We start from the raw sequence: 18,074 nt of genomic DNA, 5'->3' as shown, positions 1-18,074 counted from the left end.
GAGGAGACGCGCGGTGGGAGGGGGTCGGAGCGGGTCGCGCCGTTCACTCGGTGATCTGGACGATGCACCGGTTGGTGGCCACGCCGGCCGCGGTGATCACCTGGATCTCCACCGTGCCGGGCTCGACATCAGCGGGGACGGGCACGGTCAGGACGGTGTCGGCGGGGTTGCGGAAGCCGCCCGTGACGGGGACCAGCGGGACATGGACGTCGACCGCGCCGATACGGACGACCGTCCGGGAGAGCCGGTCGGCGCCCTGGGCGCCGGGCGGGACGAAGCCCGTGCCGCGGATCTCGATGTCGTCGCCGGTGCGGATCGGGCCGTCCAGGTCTCCGGGTTCGCGGGCGCGGACCACCGAGAGGATCACCGGGCGGCCGCCCTCGGCGTACTTGCCGGCCAGGTAGGTCGCGGCCGAGATCAGCACGATCACCCCCAGCCCCCAGGGCAGGTCCGGCAGCTGATCGGGGCGGCGGGCGAGCCGTACGGCGGTGAACAGCAGGGCGACGGCGCTGACGGCGACGTACTGGATGTCGGTGAAGGCCCCCCGGCCGGAGTCGTCGGTGAGCAGGTCGGCGGCGCGCGGCCGGTGCGCCGGCACCTTCTGCAGCCGCTGGGAGAGGACGCGCAGCCCCACCACCCGGCGGACCAGGACGGCGATCCCGCACACCACGGCGAGGACGGTGACCGTGCCGGCGCCACGCGCGAGGTCGAGTCCCGAGATCAGCGCGTCGCGTTCGGCGTGGCCGGAGGCGCCGGCCAGGCGGGCCGCCAGCAGCAGGACGGCGTAGCCGACGAAGAGCACCCAGGACGCGGCCACCGTCCGGGAGGTGGACATCCGGTTGTCCTCGCCGATCACCGGGGCGAGGATCCCGCCGCGCGCCCGGTGGAGCCGGCAGGCGGCGGTCAGCGCACCGGCCACGACGAGCGCGGCGAGCAGCGCCCCGCTGCGGGCTCCGGTCCAGCCCGCTCCGACCGCGGTGAGCGCCTCGCCGAGCAGCAGGGCGACGACCGCGCCCCACACCACGCACACCGTCCGCAGCCACAGCCCGGCGAGCCATGCCTCGCCCTCGGCGCGGCCGCGTTCGGCGACGGCCTCCGCCCGCTGGGTCAGCTCCTCGGAGACCCACTGGCGGGACGCCGACGCCGAGTGCGCCACGGCCGCCGGCAGGCCCTGCCCGGCCGCGAACTCGTCCCGCCGGCGCAGGAACGCGGCGACGGCCCGCCGGTGTCCCTCCCGGGCGCCGTGCGGACAGTCCCCACAGGTGCAGCCGCCCTCGTGAAGCCGCCCGGCACCCGCACCCGTGCCTCCTCTCGCCTCCTGCACCGCCACGCCCGACGCCCGCCTTCCCCACGACCTTCCGACACGGCCGACGGCCCCTCGGTGGGCCGTCCCGTCGCCGTGCAACTCCCCCGCGTCGACAGCGAATTGTGCCCTACGGCGGGCCCTGCGGGGCCGTCGGCCCGGGTCACGGCGGGTGAAGTCGCGGGCCGCCGTGTTGACCCGGCTGCGAGAATTCCCGTATGGCCGAGATCATCCAGCGGGACGGGACCTGGGCCTTCGACGGCAGCACGATCCGGATCACTCCCGGACTGCACCGTGCTGTGCCGCTGTTCCGGCAGACGTACGGGGAGATCGCCGTGCCGCTGGAGGCGGTCTCGGGGGTGGTCTACGAGCCGGAGCGCCGACGGGGGCGGCTGCGGATGCGGCTGCGGGAGGGCGCCGACCCGCTGCTGCAGGCCACCGGCGGCCGGCTGCCGGACCCCGCCGACCCCTATCGGCTGTCGGTGGACGCGGACCGCGGCGGGATCGCGGAGTACGTCGTACAGGAGATCCGGCATGCGCTGCTCCTCGACCAGGTGCCCAAGGAGCCCACGACCGGCTATCTGCTGCCGGGCCCGCCGGTGCCGGTGTCGGTGCGGTCCTCCGACGGCACGGTCTCCTTCGACGGCGGCCAGGTCCGCATCGACTGGGCCGACACCTCGGACCGGGTCAAGCGCGCGACGGGCCCCAGGATCATCGCGGTCGGCGATCTGGTGCGGGTGGAGTGGCTGCCGAACTCGGGGTACGAGGACGGCTTCCTGCGGTTCGTGACCCCGGAGACGGTGTTGTCCAAGCTGCCGCCCGAGCGGGACCCCTACACCCTGGACCTGTGGGGCAGCGTGCGCCGCGATCTGCTGACCGCGCTGGTCGCGGCGGCCGTCACCGCCCGGCTCCCGCATCCCTCCACCCGGGTGGGCGGCGGGTACGACGGCCGGGACGGGCGGCGCCCCGCCGTACCGGCACAGGGCGGCCGGCACGACGTACTGCTGCGCCGGCTGCGGGAGTTGGGGTCGCTGCACCGGGACGGGGTGCTCACGGACGACGAGTTCGCGAGGACGAAGGCGGCGGTGCTGCGGGACTTCAGCTGAGCAGGTCCGGTTCGCTGCGGCTGATGTCCTGCCACAGGGGCTGGTAGTTGATCCAGGCCACCAGGTCGCCGCCGAGTTGCTCGCGGGTGGCGACGGCCAGTTTGTGGTCGATGAGCACCGGACGCCCGGCGGCGCGGGCCAGCAGCTGCACCTGACAGGACCGCTCCATGGACAGGAACCACCAGGCCGCCGCGTCCACCGAGTCCCCGACGGTGAGCAGACCGTGGTTGCGCAGCACGAGCGCCTTGCACGAGCCCAGGGCGCCCGCGATGCGGCGGCCCTCCTCGGCGTCGACGGTGACGCCGCTGTAGGCGTCGTAGAGCGCCACGTCCTCGTAGAAGGCGCAGCTCTCCTGGGTGATCGGTTCCACCAGCTCGCCGAGCGCGGCCAGGGCACGGCCGTGCACGGAGTGGCAGTGGGCGACGGCGACGACGTCCGGGCGGGCGGCGTGCACCTGGGCGTGGACGGTGAAGGCGGCCTGGTTGACGTGGTAGCGGCCCTCGACGACCTGCCCGTCCTGGTTGGCGAGGACCAGGTCGCCGACGGTGACGTGCTTGAACGGCATCCCGAACGGGTTGACCCAGAAGCAGTCGGAGAACTCCGGATCGCGGGCCGTGATGTGCCCCGACACCCCGTCCTCCAGGCCGGCCCGCCCGAAGATCCGCAGGGCGCCCGCGAGCCGCTCCTTGCGGTGCCGGCGTTCGTCCTCCAGGGACCCGTGCATCGGGGGCATGGCGAACTGCAGCTGGTCGGTGGGCAGCGGCAGGGGCGGGGTCGGCCCGTGCATAGGTCCTCCAGCACTGGAATTGCGGTACGGCCGGAAGTTACCGCCGGTCCGCGCAAAAGGGCAGAGCTGATTTGTAAAGATGACGTACGCAGCGAATACCCGACAGAAGATGTCGGGGTTGTCCGCGAGGCTGGCGCGTATGAACTGGGCAGCCTTCACCCACGCCGCACCCGAACTGGCGGCGACCGCCGAGGAACGCTTCGGCGCGTACCGGCACCACGTCCTCGCGACCCTGCGCAAGGACGGCTCTCCGCGCACCTCCGGTCTGGAGGTCCGCTTCTCGGGCGGAGAGCTGTGGCTCGGGATGATGCCGGGCTCCCGCAAGGCGCTCGACCTGCTCCGCGACCCGCGCTTCGCGCTCCAGACGCATCCCGGCGCCGACGACATGAGCGACGGCGGTGACGTCCGGGTCGGCGGGCGGGCGTTCGAGGTCGTCGACGCGGCCGTGAAGGGGGCGTACGTGAAAGAGGTGGAACCGCCGCAGCCGTTCCACCTCTTCCGTACCGAGCTGACCGAAGTCGTACGGACCTACGTCGAGGACGAGAAGTACCTCGTCACCCAGGTCTGGAAGCCCGGTGAGCCCCTGCGCACGCTCAAGCGCGCCTAGGGCCCCTGAGGTCCCTGAGGCCCCTGAGGACTACTCCCACTCGATGGTGCCCGGGGGCTTCGAGGTCACGTCGAGGACGACGCGGTTGACGTCCCGGACCTCGTTGGTGATCCGGGTCGAGATCTTCGCGAGGACGTCGTACGGCAGCCGCGACCAGTCGGCCGTCATGGCGTCCTCGGAGGACACCGGGCGCAGCACGATCGGGTGGCCGTAGGTGCGGCCGTCGCCCTGGACGCCGACCGAGCGGACGTCGGCGAGCAGGACCACCGGGCACTGCCAGATGTCGCGGTCCAGGCCGGCCGCGGTGAGCTCCTCGCGGGCGATGGCGTCGGCGTCGCGGAGCAGGTCCAGACGCTCCTTGGTCACCTCGCCGACGATGCGGATGCCGAGGCCCGGGCCCGGGAACGGCTGGCGCTGGACGATCTCCTCCGGCAGGCCCAGCTCCTGGCCGACCATGCGGACCTCGTCCTTGAACAGCTTGCGCAGCGGCTCGATCAGCTGGAACTCGAGGTCCTCGGGCAGGCCGCCGACGTTGTGGTGCGACTTGATGTTCGCGGTGCCGGTGCCGCCGCCGGACTCCACCACGTCCGGGTACAGGGTGCCCTGGACCAGGAACTCCACGGCCGGGCCCTCGTCGGCGATGATGTCCGCCTGCGCCTGCTCGAAGACGCGGATGAACTCACGTCCGATGATCTTGCGCTTCTCCTCGGGGTCGGAGACGCCCTTGAGCGCGGCCAGGAAGCGCTCCTCGGCGTCCACGACGACCAGCTTCACGCCGGTCGCGGCCACGAAGTCCTTCTCGACCTGCTCGGTCTCGCCCTTGCGCATCAGGCCGTGGTCGACGTACACGCAGGTCAGCTGGTCGCCGATGGCCCGCGCGACGAGGGCGGCGGCGACGGCGGAGTCGACACCGCCGGACAGACCGCAGATCGCGCGCTTGTCGCCGACCTGCTCGCGGATCGCGGCGACCTGCTCCTCGATCACGTTGCCCGTGGTCCAGTCCGGCTTCAGGCCCGCGCCGCGGTACAGGAAGTGCTCCAGCACCTGCTGGCCGTGCGTGGAGTGCATGACCTCGGGGTGGTACTGGACGCCGTAGAGCTTCCTCTCGTCGTTCTCGAAGGCGGCGACGGGGACGACGTCCGTGGACGCGGTGACCGCGAAGCCCTCGGGGGCGGCGGAGCAGGCGTCGCCGTGCGACATCCACACGTGCTGCTCGTCCGGGGTGCCCTCGAACAGGGTGGAGGAGTTCTTCGAGACGTGCAGGTCGGTGCGGCCGTACTCACGGGCACCGGTGTTGTCGACGGTGCCGCCGAGGGCCTGCGCCATCAGCTGGAAGCCGTAGCACATGCCGAAGACGGGGACGCCGGCCTCGAAGAGCTCACGGTCGAGGGTGGGGGCACCCGGCTCGTACACCGAGGAGGGGCCGCCGGAGAGGATGATCGCCGCGGGGTTCTTGGCGAGCATCTCCTGGACCGGCGTGGTGCTCGGCACGATCTCGCTGTAGACCCGCGCCTCGCGGACGCGACGGGCGATGAGCTGGGCGTACTGCGCGCCGAAATCGACGACCAGGACGGTGTCGGGGGTGCCGGCAGTGGGAGTCGCTGATGACACGGGGTGCCTTCTGGTGGTCGGGCGGGGGTCTGTGCTACCGAGTCTAACGGTGTGGGCGGGAAGGCCTCCCCTGGACTTCGCCGTGGCATACTGGGCTCATGCTTCAGCACGCGACCTTCGTCTTTACCTATGGCACCCGGCCCGCCGGCTGCCATGGTCGTGCTGCTTGAGCGAACCGCCAAGCGACTTCCCAGGCGCCCCGGGCCGACAAGGCCCGGGGCGTCTGGCGTTTTCCGGGTTCTGTCGTTCCGGGCCCCCTTCCGATCGAGGAGCCCCCGACATGAGCAGCACCGTCACCCCGCACGCCACGCCCCCTACGGTCACTCCGGAAGCGACCATCTCGGACGCCCGCGAGCGCATCGACACCCTCGACGACCGGATCATCGGTCTCGTCCAGGAACGGATGGCCGTCTCCGCCGTCGTCCAGGAGACCCGGATCGCGTCGGGCGGCCGGCGGGTGAACCTGTCCCGTGAGATGGAGATCCTCGGCCGCTACCGCGAGGCCCTCGGCAAGCCCGGCACCGCCCTCGCCATGACCCTGCTGGAACTGTGCCGGGGTCGCATCTGAGTTCGACCACCGTCTCACCCGTACGGCGCGTGACCGGCCCGCGCACCCCTTCGTTGAGCGGGGTGTCCGTGCCAGCCAGGGGCGGGCCCGACAGAACCACGCGTGGCTCGCTGGGGCGATGAGGCGTACGGGTCGTGCCGTACGCCGTGGGACCTCGCTCCAGGGAAGTGACCGGACGGCAGGGGACAGCAGCCCGGTCACCCAAGAGAACGGTCGGCTCCGGGGACGCCCGGGGCCGATCGGCGGAAAACTACACATACCACCAGTGCCGGGGCGAACGGTCGCGGACGTCGCCCGTCCAGCACGATGCGCCGATCCCCGAGTCCCCGCGCGCACCCCGGCATTGCCGCGTCCACAGAACCAGCGGCGCAACCCCCCGGCGCCGCTCCTGGCACCGACGCCGCCCTGACGTCGGTGCTGACCCGAGAAGGGCCCCGCGGTCTCTCCGTCCCGCGGGGCCCTTCGTCATCGCACGCTTCCCCGCCCCCGCGACGCACACGGAGCGACGCACACGATGCGACGCGCACGGGGCGACGCACGCGATGTGACGCACCCCACACCGCAATCTGGTGCCGCCGGAGCAACCCTTTCGCGTTCTCGCTGATCAAACCTGCCGAGTCTAAAAAGACGCCGAGAGGGACCTGCCTTCGGAGGGGGATGCAGGTCCCTCTGTGCTGTCTGGGACCTCTACTCCTTCGGCGGCATCGCCGGCATCCCCAGGAACGGCAGCCGCAGCGCGCCGAACGCCTCCGCCGGGACCGCCGGGGACTGCGGTTCCACCGGCTTCAGCCGCTCGTACACCGCTCCCGGCGCGGGACGGGGGTCCTCCTCGCCGTTGTTCGGCCAGAAGGACATCGCCCGTTCGGCCTGCGCGGTGATCGTCAGCGACGGGTTCACGCCCAGGTTCGCCGAGACCGCCGCACCGTCCACGACCGAGATGCCCGGGTGGCCGTAGAGGCGGTGGTAGGGGTCGATCACGCCCGTCTCCGCGGAGTCGCCGATGGGGCAGCCGCCGAGGAAGTGCGCGGTCAGCGGGGTGCCCATCAGCTCGCCGACGTTGCTGCCCGCGAACCCGTTGATCTCGGCGGCGAGCGCGGAGGCGGCCTGAGTGGCGGCCTTGATCTGCTTGGGGTTCGGGGAGCCGTGGCCCTGCCGCGCGGTGAGCAGGCCCCTGCCGACGCCGCCCGGCTTCAGGTACGTGGTCAGCGAGTTGTCCAGCGACTGCATGACCAGGCCGATGATGGTCCGCTCCGACCAGCGCCGGTTGGACAGCGAGCGGGCGACCAGCAGCGGGTGCCGGGCCGCGTTCGCCAGCCAGGCCAGGACCCGCGAGGAGCCCTCGGCGTACGGCACCTGGAGGATCGACAGACCGCCCATCGCGTTGGAGCCCTTGCCGTAACGGACCGGCTCGATGTGCGTGTTCGCGTCCGGGTGGATGGAGGAGGTGATGGCGACACCGCGCGTGAAGTCGGCCTTCGGCTCGCCGGTCGCCTTGCGGTAGCGCCGGCTGTCGGTCTGCGCGCCGACCAGCGCCTCGGAGTTGGTGCGGGTCAGCTCGCCCAGCCGGTTCGACAGGTACGGCAGCTGACCGCCCGTCTTCATGCGGTGCAGCAGGGTCTGGGTGCCGTAGGTGCCCGCCGCGAGGACGACCCTGCGTGCGGTGAAGGTCCGGCCCTCGCCCTTCTTCTTCCGGTCCGTCGGCAGGGTGGCCACGGCGTATCCGCCCCGCGAGTCGTCGGTGACCGACACGACCGTCGTCATGGGGTGGACCACCGCGCCCGCCTTCTCGGCCAGGTGGAGGTAGTTCTCGTTGAGGGTGTTCTTCGCGCCGTGCCGGCAGCCCGTCATGCACTCGCCGCACTCGGTGCACGCGTTGCGGGACGGGCCGGCCCCGCCGAAGTACGGGTCCGCGATCCGCTCCCCCGGCTTCGCCCGCGCCGACCCGTCGGCGTCCTTGCCGTCACCGAAGAACACGCCGACCGGGGCGAGATGGAAGGTGTCGCCCACGCCCATCCGTTCGGCCGCCGCCTTCAGATGCACGTCGGACGGGGTCATGGTGGGGTTGAGCCGGACGCCGAGCATGCGCTGGGCCTGGTCGTAGTACGGCTTCAACTCCTCCTGCCAGTCGGTGATGTCCCGCCACTGCGGGTCGTCGAAGAAGGGCTTCGGGGGGACGTAGAGGGTGTTGGCGTAGTTGAGGGAGCCGCCGCCGACGCCCGCGCCGGCCAGCACCATCACGTTGCCCAGCAGATGGATGCGCTGGATGCCGAACAGGCCGAGCCTGGGGGCCCAGAGGTAGTTCTTCAGGTCCCACGAGTTCTTCGGAAGGGTCTCGCGGGTGAAGCGGCGGCCGGCTTCCAGGACGCCGACCTTGTACCCCTTCTCCGTCAGACGCAGGGCGGATACCGAGCCGCCGAAGCCGGAGCCGACGATCAGGACGTCATAGTCGTAGGCATCTTGCGGCACGTGTACTCCTCGTTGAGTTTCGGCTGCGGGCCGTCTGTGGCTGGGCGCGCGGTCCCCGCACCCCTGGGCTGGCTACCTGAACCGGAACGCCTTCATGACCCTCAGACTCGTGCTCATGAACTGGGCGTACTTCTCGTCCGTCATGCCCAGCGACGGCGCCATCGGCAGCAGGCGCTGCTGGGCCACCGTCTGGGCCTCGGTGTACTTGAGGATGCCTTCGGAGCCGTGGCGGCGGCCGAGGCCGGAGTCCTTCATGCCGCCCATCGGGGACTGGACGCTGCCGTAGGCGGGGGCGTAGCCCTCGTTGACGTTGACCGTGCCGGTGCGCAGGCGGCCGGCGACGTCCAGGCCGCGGCGGGCGCTCCTGGTCCACACGGACGCGTTCAGGCCGTACGGCGTGGCGTTGGCGCGCTCGACGGCTTCCTCGTCGCTCTTGAAGCGGTAGACCGAGACGACCGGGCCGAAGGTCTCCTCCTCGCACACCGCCATGGAGTCCGCGACGCCGTCGAGGATGGTGGGCTCAAAGAAGTAGGGGCCGATGTCGGGGCGGGCCACCCCGCCCGCGACCACCTTCGCGCCCTTGGTGACGGCCTCCTGGACATGCCGTTCGACGGTCTTCAGCTGCCGCTCCCCGACCAGCGAGCCCATGTCGGCCCCGTAGGCGAGTGAGTTGCCGAGCCGCATGGCCCGGGTGCGGGCGGCGAAGCGCTCCAGGAAGGCGTCGGCGACGGACTCGTGGACGTAGAGCCGCTCGATGGAGATGCAGAGCTGTCCGGCGGAGGAGAAGCAGGCGCGTACGGCGCCGGCGGCGGCCTTCTCGATGTCGGCGTCGTCCAGCACCAGCATGGCGTTCTTGCCGCCGAGTTCGAGGGAGACGCCGACCAGGCGGGCGGCGGCGCCCTGGGCGACCTCGCGGCCGGTGCGGGTGGAGCCGGTGAAGGAGACGTAGTCGGCGTGCCTGACCAGCTCCGGGCCGACGACGGGACCCTCGCCGAGGACGATCTGGAAGACACCCTCGGGCAGGCCGGACTCGATGAGCAGGTCACGTGCCCACAGCGCGGTGAGGCAGGTCTCGGTGTCCGGCTTCATCACCACCGCGTTGCCCGCGACGAAGGCCGGCAGGGCGTCGCCGACGGACAGCTCCAGGGGGTAGTTCCAGGGAGCGATCTGGCCCACCACTCCGCGCGGCTGGCGGAGTTCGGTGACCTTGGTCAGGGTCGGCATGGCGCCCGCGTGCCGCTTCGGCCTCAGGTAGGCGGCGGCGCGGCGGCCGTAGTGGCGGGCCGCGACGGCGACGGCCTGCACCTCCTCGTGCGCGTGCAGCCGGGCCTTGCCGGTCTCCAGCTGGATGAGGTCGAGGACCTCGGCCTGCCGCTGCAGCACCAGGTCGTGGAAGCGGAGGAGGACGGCGGCCCGCTGCCGTACCGGGGTCTTCGCCCACACGGCCTGCGCGGCCCGGGCCGCCTCGAAGGCCTTGAGCACGTCGTCGGGGGTGGACTCGGGCAGGTCGGCCAGCTTCTCGCCGGTGAACGGGGTGTGATTGGCGGTACGACCGGAGCCGACGACACCCTTGGTGAGCTGGGCCACCAGCTCCGGGGTCACCACGTCGGCGGCGGTGCGGGCGCCTTCGGGGGCGGGCGCGAGGGGGTTGGTTCCGGCGATGTCCGAGGCCTGCGTGTCCGTCATGACGCGCAGGGTATGCCGCGGCGGAGGCTTTGGGTACCCGTCGGTAACGGGGATTCACCGAGTGCTCACACACTGCCAGTGAACACTGGCAGCGAATGCGCTGATCAGGGCGTTGACACGGCTGTGGGCGAGACGATCAGTCGGTTCCGGGTTTTTTCGCGAGGAGGAGACCGAGGGCGGCGAGGGGGGTGCGGCGGCGGGGGTCGCGCTCCTGGCCACGCCCCCGCCCCGAGGCGTCCGGGACCGGCTCCGGCACGGATTCAGGCGCGGGCGCGGATCCGGGCGCGGGCATGGATCCGGGCGCGGGCACGGGTTCGGCCGCGGTGACGGGTTCGGCCGCGCTGACGCGCGTACGCGCTTCCGGGGAAGGAGCCGGCGCGGGCGTACCCGAGTGCGGGGCGGGAGCCGCCGCGGACGCACCCGACTGCGGACCGGAAGCCGCCGCGGGCGCACCCGACTGCGGACCGGAAGCCGGTGCGGGCGTGCGGGGCTCCGGGGCCGGGGGCAGTCCGAGGTACGCGCGCAGTTCCGCCGCGACCTCCTGAGCGCCGGGCCGCGCCTCGGGGCTGTCCGCGTGCAGCCGGTCCAGCAGCGGGCCCAGCGAGCCCAGTTCCCCCGGGTCCGCGTTCCCGACGGCCGAGCGCAGCAGCGCGCCCAGGGACCACAGGTCGGAGGCGGGACCGGCGCCCGGTCCGGCGGCCCGCTCGGGCGCGACGAAACCGGCCGGAGACTCCTCCGTGTGCCCGTCCCCGATCGCGAAGTCCGTGACGACCACCCGCCCGGTGCCGGACTCGATCAGGACATTGGCCGGTTTCACATCCCGGTGCACGATCCCGACGCCGTGGGCGGCGCTCAGCGCACCGAGGACGGCGAGGCCGATCCGGGCGGCCTCGGCGGGCGGCAGCGGACCGCGCCGCAGGGCCTCCTCCAGGGATTCGCCCGCCACCAACTCCATGACGATCCACGGGACTCCGGCCTCGGTGACGACGTCGTACACCGTGACGGCGGAGGGGTGCCGGACCCGGGCGGCGGCGCGGGCCTCCCGGTAGAGCCGGTGCGCGCTCCGCCGGCTCTCCTCGTCGTCGGCCGGATCGCCGGGCAGCAGCGGCTCCTTGACGGCGACGTGACCCCGGCCCTGTTCGTCCCGGGCGCGCCAGACGGTCCCGGTCGGGCCGGATCCCAGGCGCCCGGTCAGCCGGTAGCGGCCGCCGATCAGACGTGCGTCGGGCGGGCGTTCGCCGTCTCCACTCATGTCACATGAGTACCGTGCGCACCACGCCGTTGTCGAAGTGGAGCGGCTCAGACGTTCCTGACGTCCAGGCCGCCGAGTCAGCCGCGCGTGGCCGAGAAGGTGTCCACCGCCACGTCGAAGTACTCGCGCGCCTCCCGCACCTTCCCCACCGGTGCCGACACCCACACGTCGTACAACCGCCCGGCCTCCTCCCAGCACACGTCGTAGGTGTGGCGCGGCCCCTCGGCGGTGCTGAAACCGTCCCAGGTGAACTCCCACAGCGCGGCCGGGTGTCCGCGGTGCGTGGTCCGGGTGACCCGGCCGTCGCGGTAACCGGGGTTGGTGGACGGCCCGTCGGCGGCCGACCGGTCCATCACGCCCTGCGGGCCGCCCGGCTGGGCGACGGTGGTCCTGATGCCGAGGCGGTAGGTCCCGCCCGGGGAGAGGTAGAAGACGCGTTCACCCTGCGGGCTGCGGGTGAAGTCCTCCGGTACGGCGAGGGAGAAGCCGCCCGGGTCCCGGGCCGTGCGGTACCCGGAGGGCGCCGTGTGCGCGTCGCCGGTGGCCGGCGCGCCGGCCGTCGGGCGTGTCGCCGAGGACGTCGGACGCGCCGGGCCCCCCGACGGGGAGACCGGGCCGGTGCTGCTCCCCGGCGCCGGGCTCGTCGCCGTACCGCCCGGGCTGCCGCCGCCCCCTTCCCCGTTCCGGTGCAGCAGCAGCGCCGCCGACACACCCGCACCGGCCAGCGCGGCGACGAGCAGCGCCGCGACCAGCATCCCGCGCGTGGACGACCGGGCCGGGACCGGGGCCGTGGCTCCGTCCGCCGGCGATCCGGGCACGGCGGACGGCAGCGGGCCACCGCGCGGCGCGTCGGGCCGGGTCGGCGCGTAGGCCGCGGAGTCACCCGCCCCGGACGCGCGTGCCCCGTCGGCTGCGGATTCTCCGCCGGGCCCGGACCCCGGCGTACGGCCCCCGGCCGCACGCCCGCCACGCGCACCCGGCCACGCCGTACGGCCGCCGCCGGACCCCGGCCACGCCGTGAACGCCCCGCCGATCCGGTGCCCGCGCCCGGTGCCGGGTGCGCCGGGCGACGCGCCGGACGGGCGCGGGGCTTCGGGGGTCCGGCCCGTCTCCAGGTAGATGCGCAGCATCCACTCGGCGCCTGCCGCGTCCAGCCGCCGGTCGGGGTCACGGTCCAGCAGGCCCCGTACGACGGGCAGCAGCGGCTCGGCCTCGTCCGGTGGCCGGATGTCGTCGGCGACGACGGCGTGCAGGATGCCGCCGATCGAGTCGCGCCGGAACGGCGACTCGCCGCTGAGCACCGTGCACAGCAGCGCGCCCAGCGACCACAGGTCGGACTCCGGCCCGGTGCGCAGCCCCGACATCCGCTCGGGCGCGGTGTACTCGGGCGAGCCGACGAAGGAGCCGGTCTCGGTCAGCGTCGTCGCGCCCGCGACCTGCGCGATGCCGAAGTCGGTGAGCACGACCCGGCCGGTGTCGGACTCGATCAGGACGTTCGCCGGCTTGATGTCCCGGTGCAGCACCCCCGCCTCGTGCGCGGTGCGCACCGCGCCGAGCAGGGCGATGCCGATCCGCGCGGCCTCGGCGGCGTCCACCGGGCCGTCCCGCGAGATCCGGTCGGCGAGCGAACCGCCCTCGACCAACTCCATGACGAGATAGGGGCGTTCGTCGTGCTCCACCACGTCGTGCACGACGATGAGGTGCGGGTGCCGCAGCTGGGCGACCGCGCGCGCCTCACGGAAGGTACGGTCCCGGCGGCGGCGCGCGTCGTCCTCGGAGAGGGAGTCGTCCGGCAGGAGTTCCTTGACCGCGACCCGCCGTCCCAGCAGCTCGTCGACGGCCCGCCACACGACGCCCATGCCGCCACGCCCGATGCGTGCCTCCAGGCGGTAACGGCCCGCGATCAGCCGGAAGTCGGCGCCCTCGGTCCCCATGCGCCCATCATGCCGCACCGGACCCATGCGCTCCGGGGCGCCGATCGGCCAAGCCGGGCGGTTCACCCCGCCCTTTTCGGCCGTCTTCGGCCCGCCCCGTCCTGCGGCGACGGCCCGTCAGCCGCCGTTCGTCTCCTGCCAGCTCTGCAGCACCCACTTGAACTGCTCGCTGGTCAAGGCCCAGTCGGCGGCCGGCGTCGACATGTAGATGGCGTACTCGGTGCCGGAGCGCGCGTAGTACGTCTCCTCGATCGCGTGCCGGTCTCCGGCCACGTGCGGAGGGTCCTTCTCCAGGGCGTACCAGGTGTACTCCCACACCGAGCCGCTGCGGTCGCGGTAGAGGTTCGCCTTCATGGTCACGCGCTTGTAGTCGACCAGTCCCTGCAACTGCTGTTCCAGGTCCTTCTGGTGCTCGAAGGGGTTGGCGAAGTCCGGGGAGCCGTCGATGGAGACGCGGACGAAGTGCAGGCCGTTGTCCGGGGAGAAGTCGACCTGCTTGATGTCGGTGTCCTTGAGCTTGTAGGCCTTCCGTTTCCAGCCCTTGGGCAGGGAGAGGCCGAAGCCGAGCGGGTCGTGGTGCACCTCCCAGCCGGCCCGGACCGTGCCGTCGCCACCCGGCGTGGCGCTGCCGCCGGGGCTCGTGGCCGGGCTCGCGCCGCCGCTCGCGCCGGTGTCCTGCTCCGATCCGCCCCACTTCTGGTAGGCCACCGCCGAGCCGCCGCCGAGCACGGCCGCGAAGGCGATGACGAGCGCGAGCGTGCGCAGCCGGCGCCGGGGCCGGCGCCCGGGTCTGCCGGGCTGGACCGCCGTACCGCCCGGGACCGTCCCCGTCGGAGGTCCCATCGGCGTGGGTCCGACCGCCGTCGGCCCGTTCCCGCCCGAGCCGTAGCCCGACGTGCCCGCGCCCTGGCCGCCGCCCGCTCTGGACAGGCCCGAGCCCTGCGTCGGCACGAACGCCTGGGCCGCGCTGGGCCGTCGGCCCTCCGCCGCCTCGGCGAGCAACTGCTCCGCCTCCTCCGCGCCGGGCCGCTGGCCGGGCTCCTTGCGCAGCAGGGCGGCGATGACCGGTTCGAGCGGGCCGGCGTGGCGCGGCTCGTCGGCCTCCTCCTCGACCACCGCCTGCATGGTGCTCAGCGGCGAGGTACGGCGGAACGGCGAACGGCCCTCGACGGCCGTGTACAGCGTGGCGCCCAGCGCCCACAGGTCGGAGGACGGGCCCGGGTCATGCCCGCGCACCCGCTCCGGAGCCAGGTAGTCGACCGAGCCGACGACCTCTCCGGTACGGGTGATGGTGGTGTCGCCCTCGATCTGGGCGATGCCGAAGTCGGTGAGCAGCACCCGGCCGTCCCGGCCGAGCAGCACGTTTCCGGGCTTGACGTCCCGGTGCAGTACGCCGGCGGTGTGCGCGGCGCGCAGGGCCCGCAGCACCCACAGCCCGATCCGCGCCGCCTCCCGCGGCTCGACCCGGCCCTGCTCCTTGACGGCGTCGGCCAGTGAGTTGCCCTCGACCAGCTCCATGACGATCCACGGGCGGCCGTCGTGTTCGAGGACGTCGTGGACGGTGACGACGGCGGAGTGGTTGATGCGGGCGGCGGCCCGCGCCTCGGCCCGGGTGCGGGCGAGCAGGACGGACCGGTCGCCGTCGGAGACGTAGAGCGCGGCGGTCAACTCCTTGACGGCGACCGTCCGGTGGAGCACCTCGTCGTGGGCGCGCCACACCCGGCCCATGCCGCCGCTGCCGATCGAATCGGCGAGCCGGTAGCGGCCCGCTATGAGCAGGCCCTGCATCTGATTCACGTTGCCCCGCAATGCTCTTGACAGGGTCAGACTAAGGACCGGTCCCCCATCAGGGAACCAGCGGGGTGCCAAGGTGACAGCACTGTGACGGTTGTCGCCCCGGCCCGTGTACGGGGCGCTCAACGCGTGTAGCGGTACGTCGCCGTAGCCTGCTCGTAGAGGCGTGTCACCTCGTCCCGCTGAGCGTCGGGGCCCCGCACCTGGACGATGTGGTAGCGGCCGTTCAGCAGGATCGCCATGTTCCGCACGAACAGGTCGCGCCCCTGTCCGTCGGTCCAGGTGAACTGGCCCTCCGCCATGGTCCGTCCGCCCACCTCGATGGTTCTCAGCCCGGTCGCCGTGGCCCAGCTGGAGTTCCGGTACGGCTGCAGTTCGCTCTCCTTGTCCCGCTGGTAGGCCATGGGGTCGCCACCGTACGTGGAGGCGCTGTCCCGTCCGGGGACGACGATCAGCTCGAAGTTCCCGTGCGCGTACACCACCTGGCCGCTGCCGTTCTTCGGGGTGCGGTCCCAGCCCTTGGCGACGGCGACCTGGAAGCCCTCCGGGTCCTTGCGCAGGGTGAATCCGTCGCCGACGGCAGGGTCGCCGCCGGTCTGCGTCTCGGTGGCGGGCGCGGAGGCGGAGGCGCCGCCCTCGGGCGCGCTCTGCCCGGAGGAGGGCTGCCCGGAGGGCGGCCGGCCGCTCCGCGCGGGCGCGGGGTCCGCCTGGCCCGCGCTGCCGGTACGGTCGCTGCCCGAGGCCCCGTTCTCGCCCTGCTTCGGCATGAACAGCAGCGCGTACGCGATCGCGCCGGCCAGCAGGAGCAGGATCAGCAGGAGCAGGGTCCGGCCGAGGCTGCGCGGCGAACCGCCCTCCTCCCGCGCCCGCTTGTGCCGGCCGTGCGGATGGGCCGCGGGCAGTCCGGCGCGCCGCCGCCGCACCAGCTCACCGCGCCGCCGGACGATGGGCAGCCGGCTCGGGTCGGCGGGCGGCACGGGCACCACATGGACGCCGGCGTCCGGCTCGGGCGCGGACCGCACCAGCGAGCGCAGCCAGCCGCTCAGCTCCTCGACGTCCGGCCGCTCGGTGGGGTCCTGGCGCAGCAGCGACTCCACCACCGGCCTGAGCGGCCCGCACTCCTCCGCGAACGCGGGCGGCTCCGCACACACCAGCTGCACCAGCTCGGCCGTGGACTCCTCCGGGTACGGCGCATGCCCCTGCACGGCCCGGAACAGCAGCGCGCCCAGCGCCCACAGGTCGGTCGCCGGGCCGATCGGGGCCGCCAGCTGCCAGTTCTCGTGCACCGGCCCGGCCTGCTCGGGCGCCCACCGCTCGGTCGCCGGCCCCACGACGGTCATCCGCACCTGCCGGGCCCGCTCGGCGGCCAGCGCGGTACCGGGCCCCCGGCGCGCGGCACTTCCGGGACCGGGCTCGTCCCAACGGCCGTGCGAGCCGGACTGCGAGGGGAGGACCGGACGGGAGGCGGGGTGGGAGGCGGGCTGGGGAACGGGATCACCGGTGGGCCGGCCGAAGGGGTGACCGGTGGGTTGGCCGGTGGGGTGGCCGGTGGTACGGCCGTTGAGGTGAGCCGCCCGGTCGCCGCCGTGAGCGGCTCCGGGGGCGGGGTCGAGGCCAGGGCGGGTGGCGCCGGCGGCGCGGTCGTCGGCGCCCGGCGGCAGCCCTGGGCGCCGCTCGGGGCCGTCCAGGGCGGGAGACAGGCCGGCGCCACGGGCCGGCGGCGTGCCCGCTGCTCCGGGGCGCGGTCCGGCGCCGTGCCAGGGCGCGCCGTGCACGCCGTAGGGGTCGGCTGTCCGGCCGGGCGGCGGCACGGTGCCCGGCCCCGCGGGGTACGGCGGCTGCGCCGCGCCCTCGGCCCGCTCGGCACCGGTGTCGTCCTCGGCGGGCGGACGGGCCCCGGGCAGCGCGGCGCGCCCGCTCTGCTGGGCCTCCTGCACCCGGGCGGCCGCGCGGGCGCCCGCGCGGTACGCGGCGATCGCCCCGGCCCGGGCGGCACGGACGTCCGCGCCGCTCTCCAGGGCCCGGTGGCCCGCCGGTCCGGGCGCGGGCGCTCCGGGCCCGCCGGACGCCCCGTTCGCCCCCGGCACCGGCAGCCCTCCGGCCGCCCTCGCCTGGATCGCGGCCCGGCGCGCGGCCTCGGGATCGACATCGGCGGAGGGAACCCCTCCTCCACCCTCAGGCCCGCCAACGCCAACGGCACCGGAGCCGGACCCGGCGCCGGAACCAGAACCGGAAGAGCCCGGGAGTCCACCCGGGCTCGCGCCGGTGCCGGCCTCCTCGCTCATCTGCGGCGTCCCCGGCCGGCCGGCATCGTCCTGCGCCGGCACCGGGTCGTATCCGCAGAGCGCCTCCTCCGCGGCGCCGACCGCGAGGCCGGTCAGCATCACTCGGCCGTCGTCGCAGACGAGCACCGTGCGGGCGGTGATGTTGCGGTGCACCCAGCCGTGTGCGTGCAGCACCCGCAGCGCCATGAGCACGTCGGAGGCGACCTCGGCCGCCCGGTACGGCGACAGCGGCTGCTCGGCGAGCATCGCGGACAACGGGCGCGCGGCCACCAGCTCGCTGACGATCCACAGCGACCCGCCCTCGGCGAAGACGTCGAAGACCTGGTCCAGACGGGGGTGGTCGGGGATGCGGGCCGCGGCCTGCGCGGCCTCGACGGCGCGCCGCACCGCCGGGTCGGTGGGCCGCCGGGTGGCGGTCCGGGCGGCGGGCGCCGGACGAGCCCCGCGCTCACGCGCGGTGAAGCCGTCGGGCAGTCCGTCCGCGTCGAGCACCTCGGCCTCGACGACCTCCGGCAGCGGCACCTGACGGACCAGCACCTCCTGGCCGCTGTAGGTGTCGAAGGCGCGGGACTCGGTGAGCTCGTACTCCTCGGAGGGCGGCAGCGGCAGGCGGTAGCGGTCGGCGAGCACCCGACCCGCGTAGTCGTCCACTTTGCCTCCCCCGGCCGCCCGGTC

At 73.7% G+C, this 18,074-nt stretch carries 12 protein-coding genes; 3 read left to right on the top strand and 9 right to left on the bottom strand.

The window, feature by feature from the left end:
• Positions 1-43: 43 nt before the first annotated feature.
• Positions 44-1,330, bottom strand: a complete 1,287-nt coding sequence (locus tag AB0N17_RS30355) for a hypothetical protein (protein ID WP_366014746.1) — start codon at positions 1,328-1,330, stop codon at positions 44-46.
• 191 nt (positions 1,331-1,521) lie between these two features.
• Between AB0N17_RS30355 and AB0N17_RS30350 the strand changes: the two genes are divergently transcribed.
• Positions 1,522-2,409 (top strand): DUF4429 domain-containing protein, encoded by an 888-nt coding sequence (locus AB0N17_RS30350; RefSeq protein WP_366014745.1) that lies wholly within the window; start codon positions 1,522-1,524, stop codon positions 2,407-2,409.
• Here AB0N17_RS30350 and AB0N17_RS30345 read toward each other — a convergent pair.
• Entirely contained in the window at positions 2,402-3,196 is a 795-nt protein-coding gene (locus tag AB0N17_RS30345) for a class II aldolase/adducin family protein (protein ID WP_366014744.1), read from the bottom strand. The two genes, AB0N17_RS30350 and AB0N17_RS30345, sit on opposite strands and share 8 nt — an antisense overlap.
• A gap of 139 nt (positions 3,197-3,335) precedes the next feature.
• Between AB0N17_RS30345 and AB0N17_RS30340 the strand changes: the two genes are divergently transcribed.
• Positions 3,336-3,803 carry a pyridoxamine 5'-phosphate oxidase family protein gene (locus tag AB0N17_RS30340; RefSeq protein WP_366014743.1) on the top strand — a complete coding sequence of 156 codons (468 nt, stop codon included), beginning with the start codon at positions 3,336-3,338 and terminating at the stop codon, positions 3,801-3,803.
• A 30-nt stretch (positions 3,804-3,833) separates the two neighbouring features.
• Here AB0N17_RS30340 and guaA read toward each other — a convergent pair whose 3' ends face one another.
• Positions 3,834-5,414, bottom strand: coding sequence for a glutamine-hydrolyzing GMP synthase (gene guaA, locus AB0N17_RS30335; protein WP_366014742.1), 1,581 nt, complete (start codon positions 5,412-5,414; stop codon positions 3,834-3,836).
• A 280-nt stretch (positions 5,415-5,694) separates the two neighbouring features.
• Between guaA and AB0N17_RS30330 the strand changes: the two genes are divergently transcribed.
• Positions 5,695-5,982, top strand: coding sequence for a chorismate mutase (locus AB0N17_RS30330; RefSeq protein WP_366014741.1), 288 nt, complete (start codon positions 5,695-5,697; stop codon positions 5,980-5,982).
• Between the two features lie 687 nt (positions 5,983-6,669).
• Here the strand turns inward: AB0N17_RS30330 and AB0N17_RS30325 are convergent.
• From AB0N17_RS30325 to AB0N17_RS30300, 6 genes are all read right to left on the bottom strand, one after another.
• Positions 6,670-8,448: a GMC family oxidoreductase gene (locus AB0N17_RS30325; RefSeq protein WP_366014740.1), complete on the bottom strand. Its 1,779-nt coding sequence runs from the start codon at positions 8,446-8,448 to the stop codon at positions 6,670-6,672.
• A gap of 72 nt (positions 8,449-8,520) precedes the next feature.
• Positions 8,521-10,134: a succinic semialdehyde dehydrogenase gene (locus tag AB0N17_RS30320; RefSeq protein WP_366014739.1), complete on the bottom strand. Its 1,614-nt coding sequence runs from the start codon at positions 10,132-10,134 to the stop codon at positions 8,521-8,523.
• Positions 10,135-10,270: 136 nt separating this feature from the next.
• Positions 10,271-11,386 carry a protein kinase gene (locus AB0N17_RS30315; protein WP_366014738.1) on the bottom strand — a complete coding sequence of 372 codons (1,116 nt, stop codon included), beginning with the start codon at positions 11,384-11,386 and terminating at the stop codon, positions 10,271-10,273.
• 77 nt (positions 11,387-11,463) lie between these two features.
• Positions 11,464-13,320, bottom strand: coding sequence for a protein kinase (locus tag AB0N17_RS30310; protein ID WP_366014737.1), 1,857 nt, complete (start codon positions 13,318-13,320; stop codon positions 11,464-11,466).
• A 117-nt stretch (positions 13,321-13,437) separates the two neighbouring features.
• Entirely contained in the window at positions 13,438-15,108 is a 1,671-nt protein-coding gene (locus tag AB0N17_RS30305; RefSeq protein ID WP_366014736.1) for a serine/threonine-protein kinase, read from the bottom strand.
• Between the two features lie 128 nt (positions 15,109-15,236).
• A complete protein-coding gene (locus tag AB0N17_RS30300; RefSeq protein ID WP_366014735.1) occupies positions 15,237-18,050 on the bottom strand; it encodes a protein kinase in 2,814 nt (937 codons plus the stop codon).
• Positions 18,051-18,074 lie beyond the last annotated feature (24 nt).

This window comes from Streptomyces sp. NPDC051133 (assembly GCF_040682635.1).
Taxonomy (GTDB): domain Bacteria; phylum Actinomycetota; class Actinomycetes; order Streptomycetales; family Streptomycetaceae; genus Streptomyces.
Note: the sequence above shows the minus strand (reverse complement) of the source record. Positions and strands in the feature narration are given on the sequence as shown.

Bases quoted from the DNA above. Each gene is read 5' to 3' on its own strand.
- AB0N17_RS30350 (WP_366014745.1), top strand. From the start codon at position 1,522: ATGGCCGAGATCATCCAGCGGGACGGGACCTGGGCCTTCGACGGCAGC.
- AB0N17_RS30345 (WP_366014744.1), bottom strand. From the start codon at position 3,196: ATGCACGGGCCGACCCCGCCCCTGCCGCTGCCCACCGACCAGCTGCAG.
- AB0N17_RS30340 (WP_366014743.1), top strand. From the start codon at position 3,336: ATGAACTGGGCAGCCTTCACCCACGCCGCACCCGAACTGGCGGCGACC.
- AB0N17_RS30330 (WP_366014741.1), top strand. From the start codon at position 5,695: ATGAGCAGCACCGTCACCCCGCACGCCACGCCCCCTACGGTCACTCCG.
- AB0N17_RS30320 (WP_366014739.1), bottom strand. From the start codon at position 10,134: ATGACGGACACGCAGGCCTCGGACATCGCCGGAACCAACCCCCTCGCG.
- AB0N17_RS30315 (WP_366014738.1), bottom strand. From the start codon at position 11,386: ATGAGTGGAGACGGCGAACGCCCGCCCGACGCACGTCTGATCGGCGGC.
- AB0N17_RS30310 (WP_366014737.1), bottom strand. From the start codon at position 13,320: ATGGGGACCGAGGGCGCCGACTTCCGGCTGATCGCGGGCCGTTACCGC.
- AB0N17_RS30305 (WP_366014736.1), bottom strand. From the start codon at position 15,108: ATGCAGGGCCTGCTCATAGCGGGCCGCTACCGGCTCGCCGATTCGATC.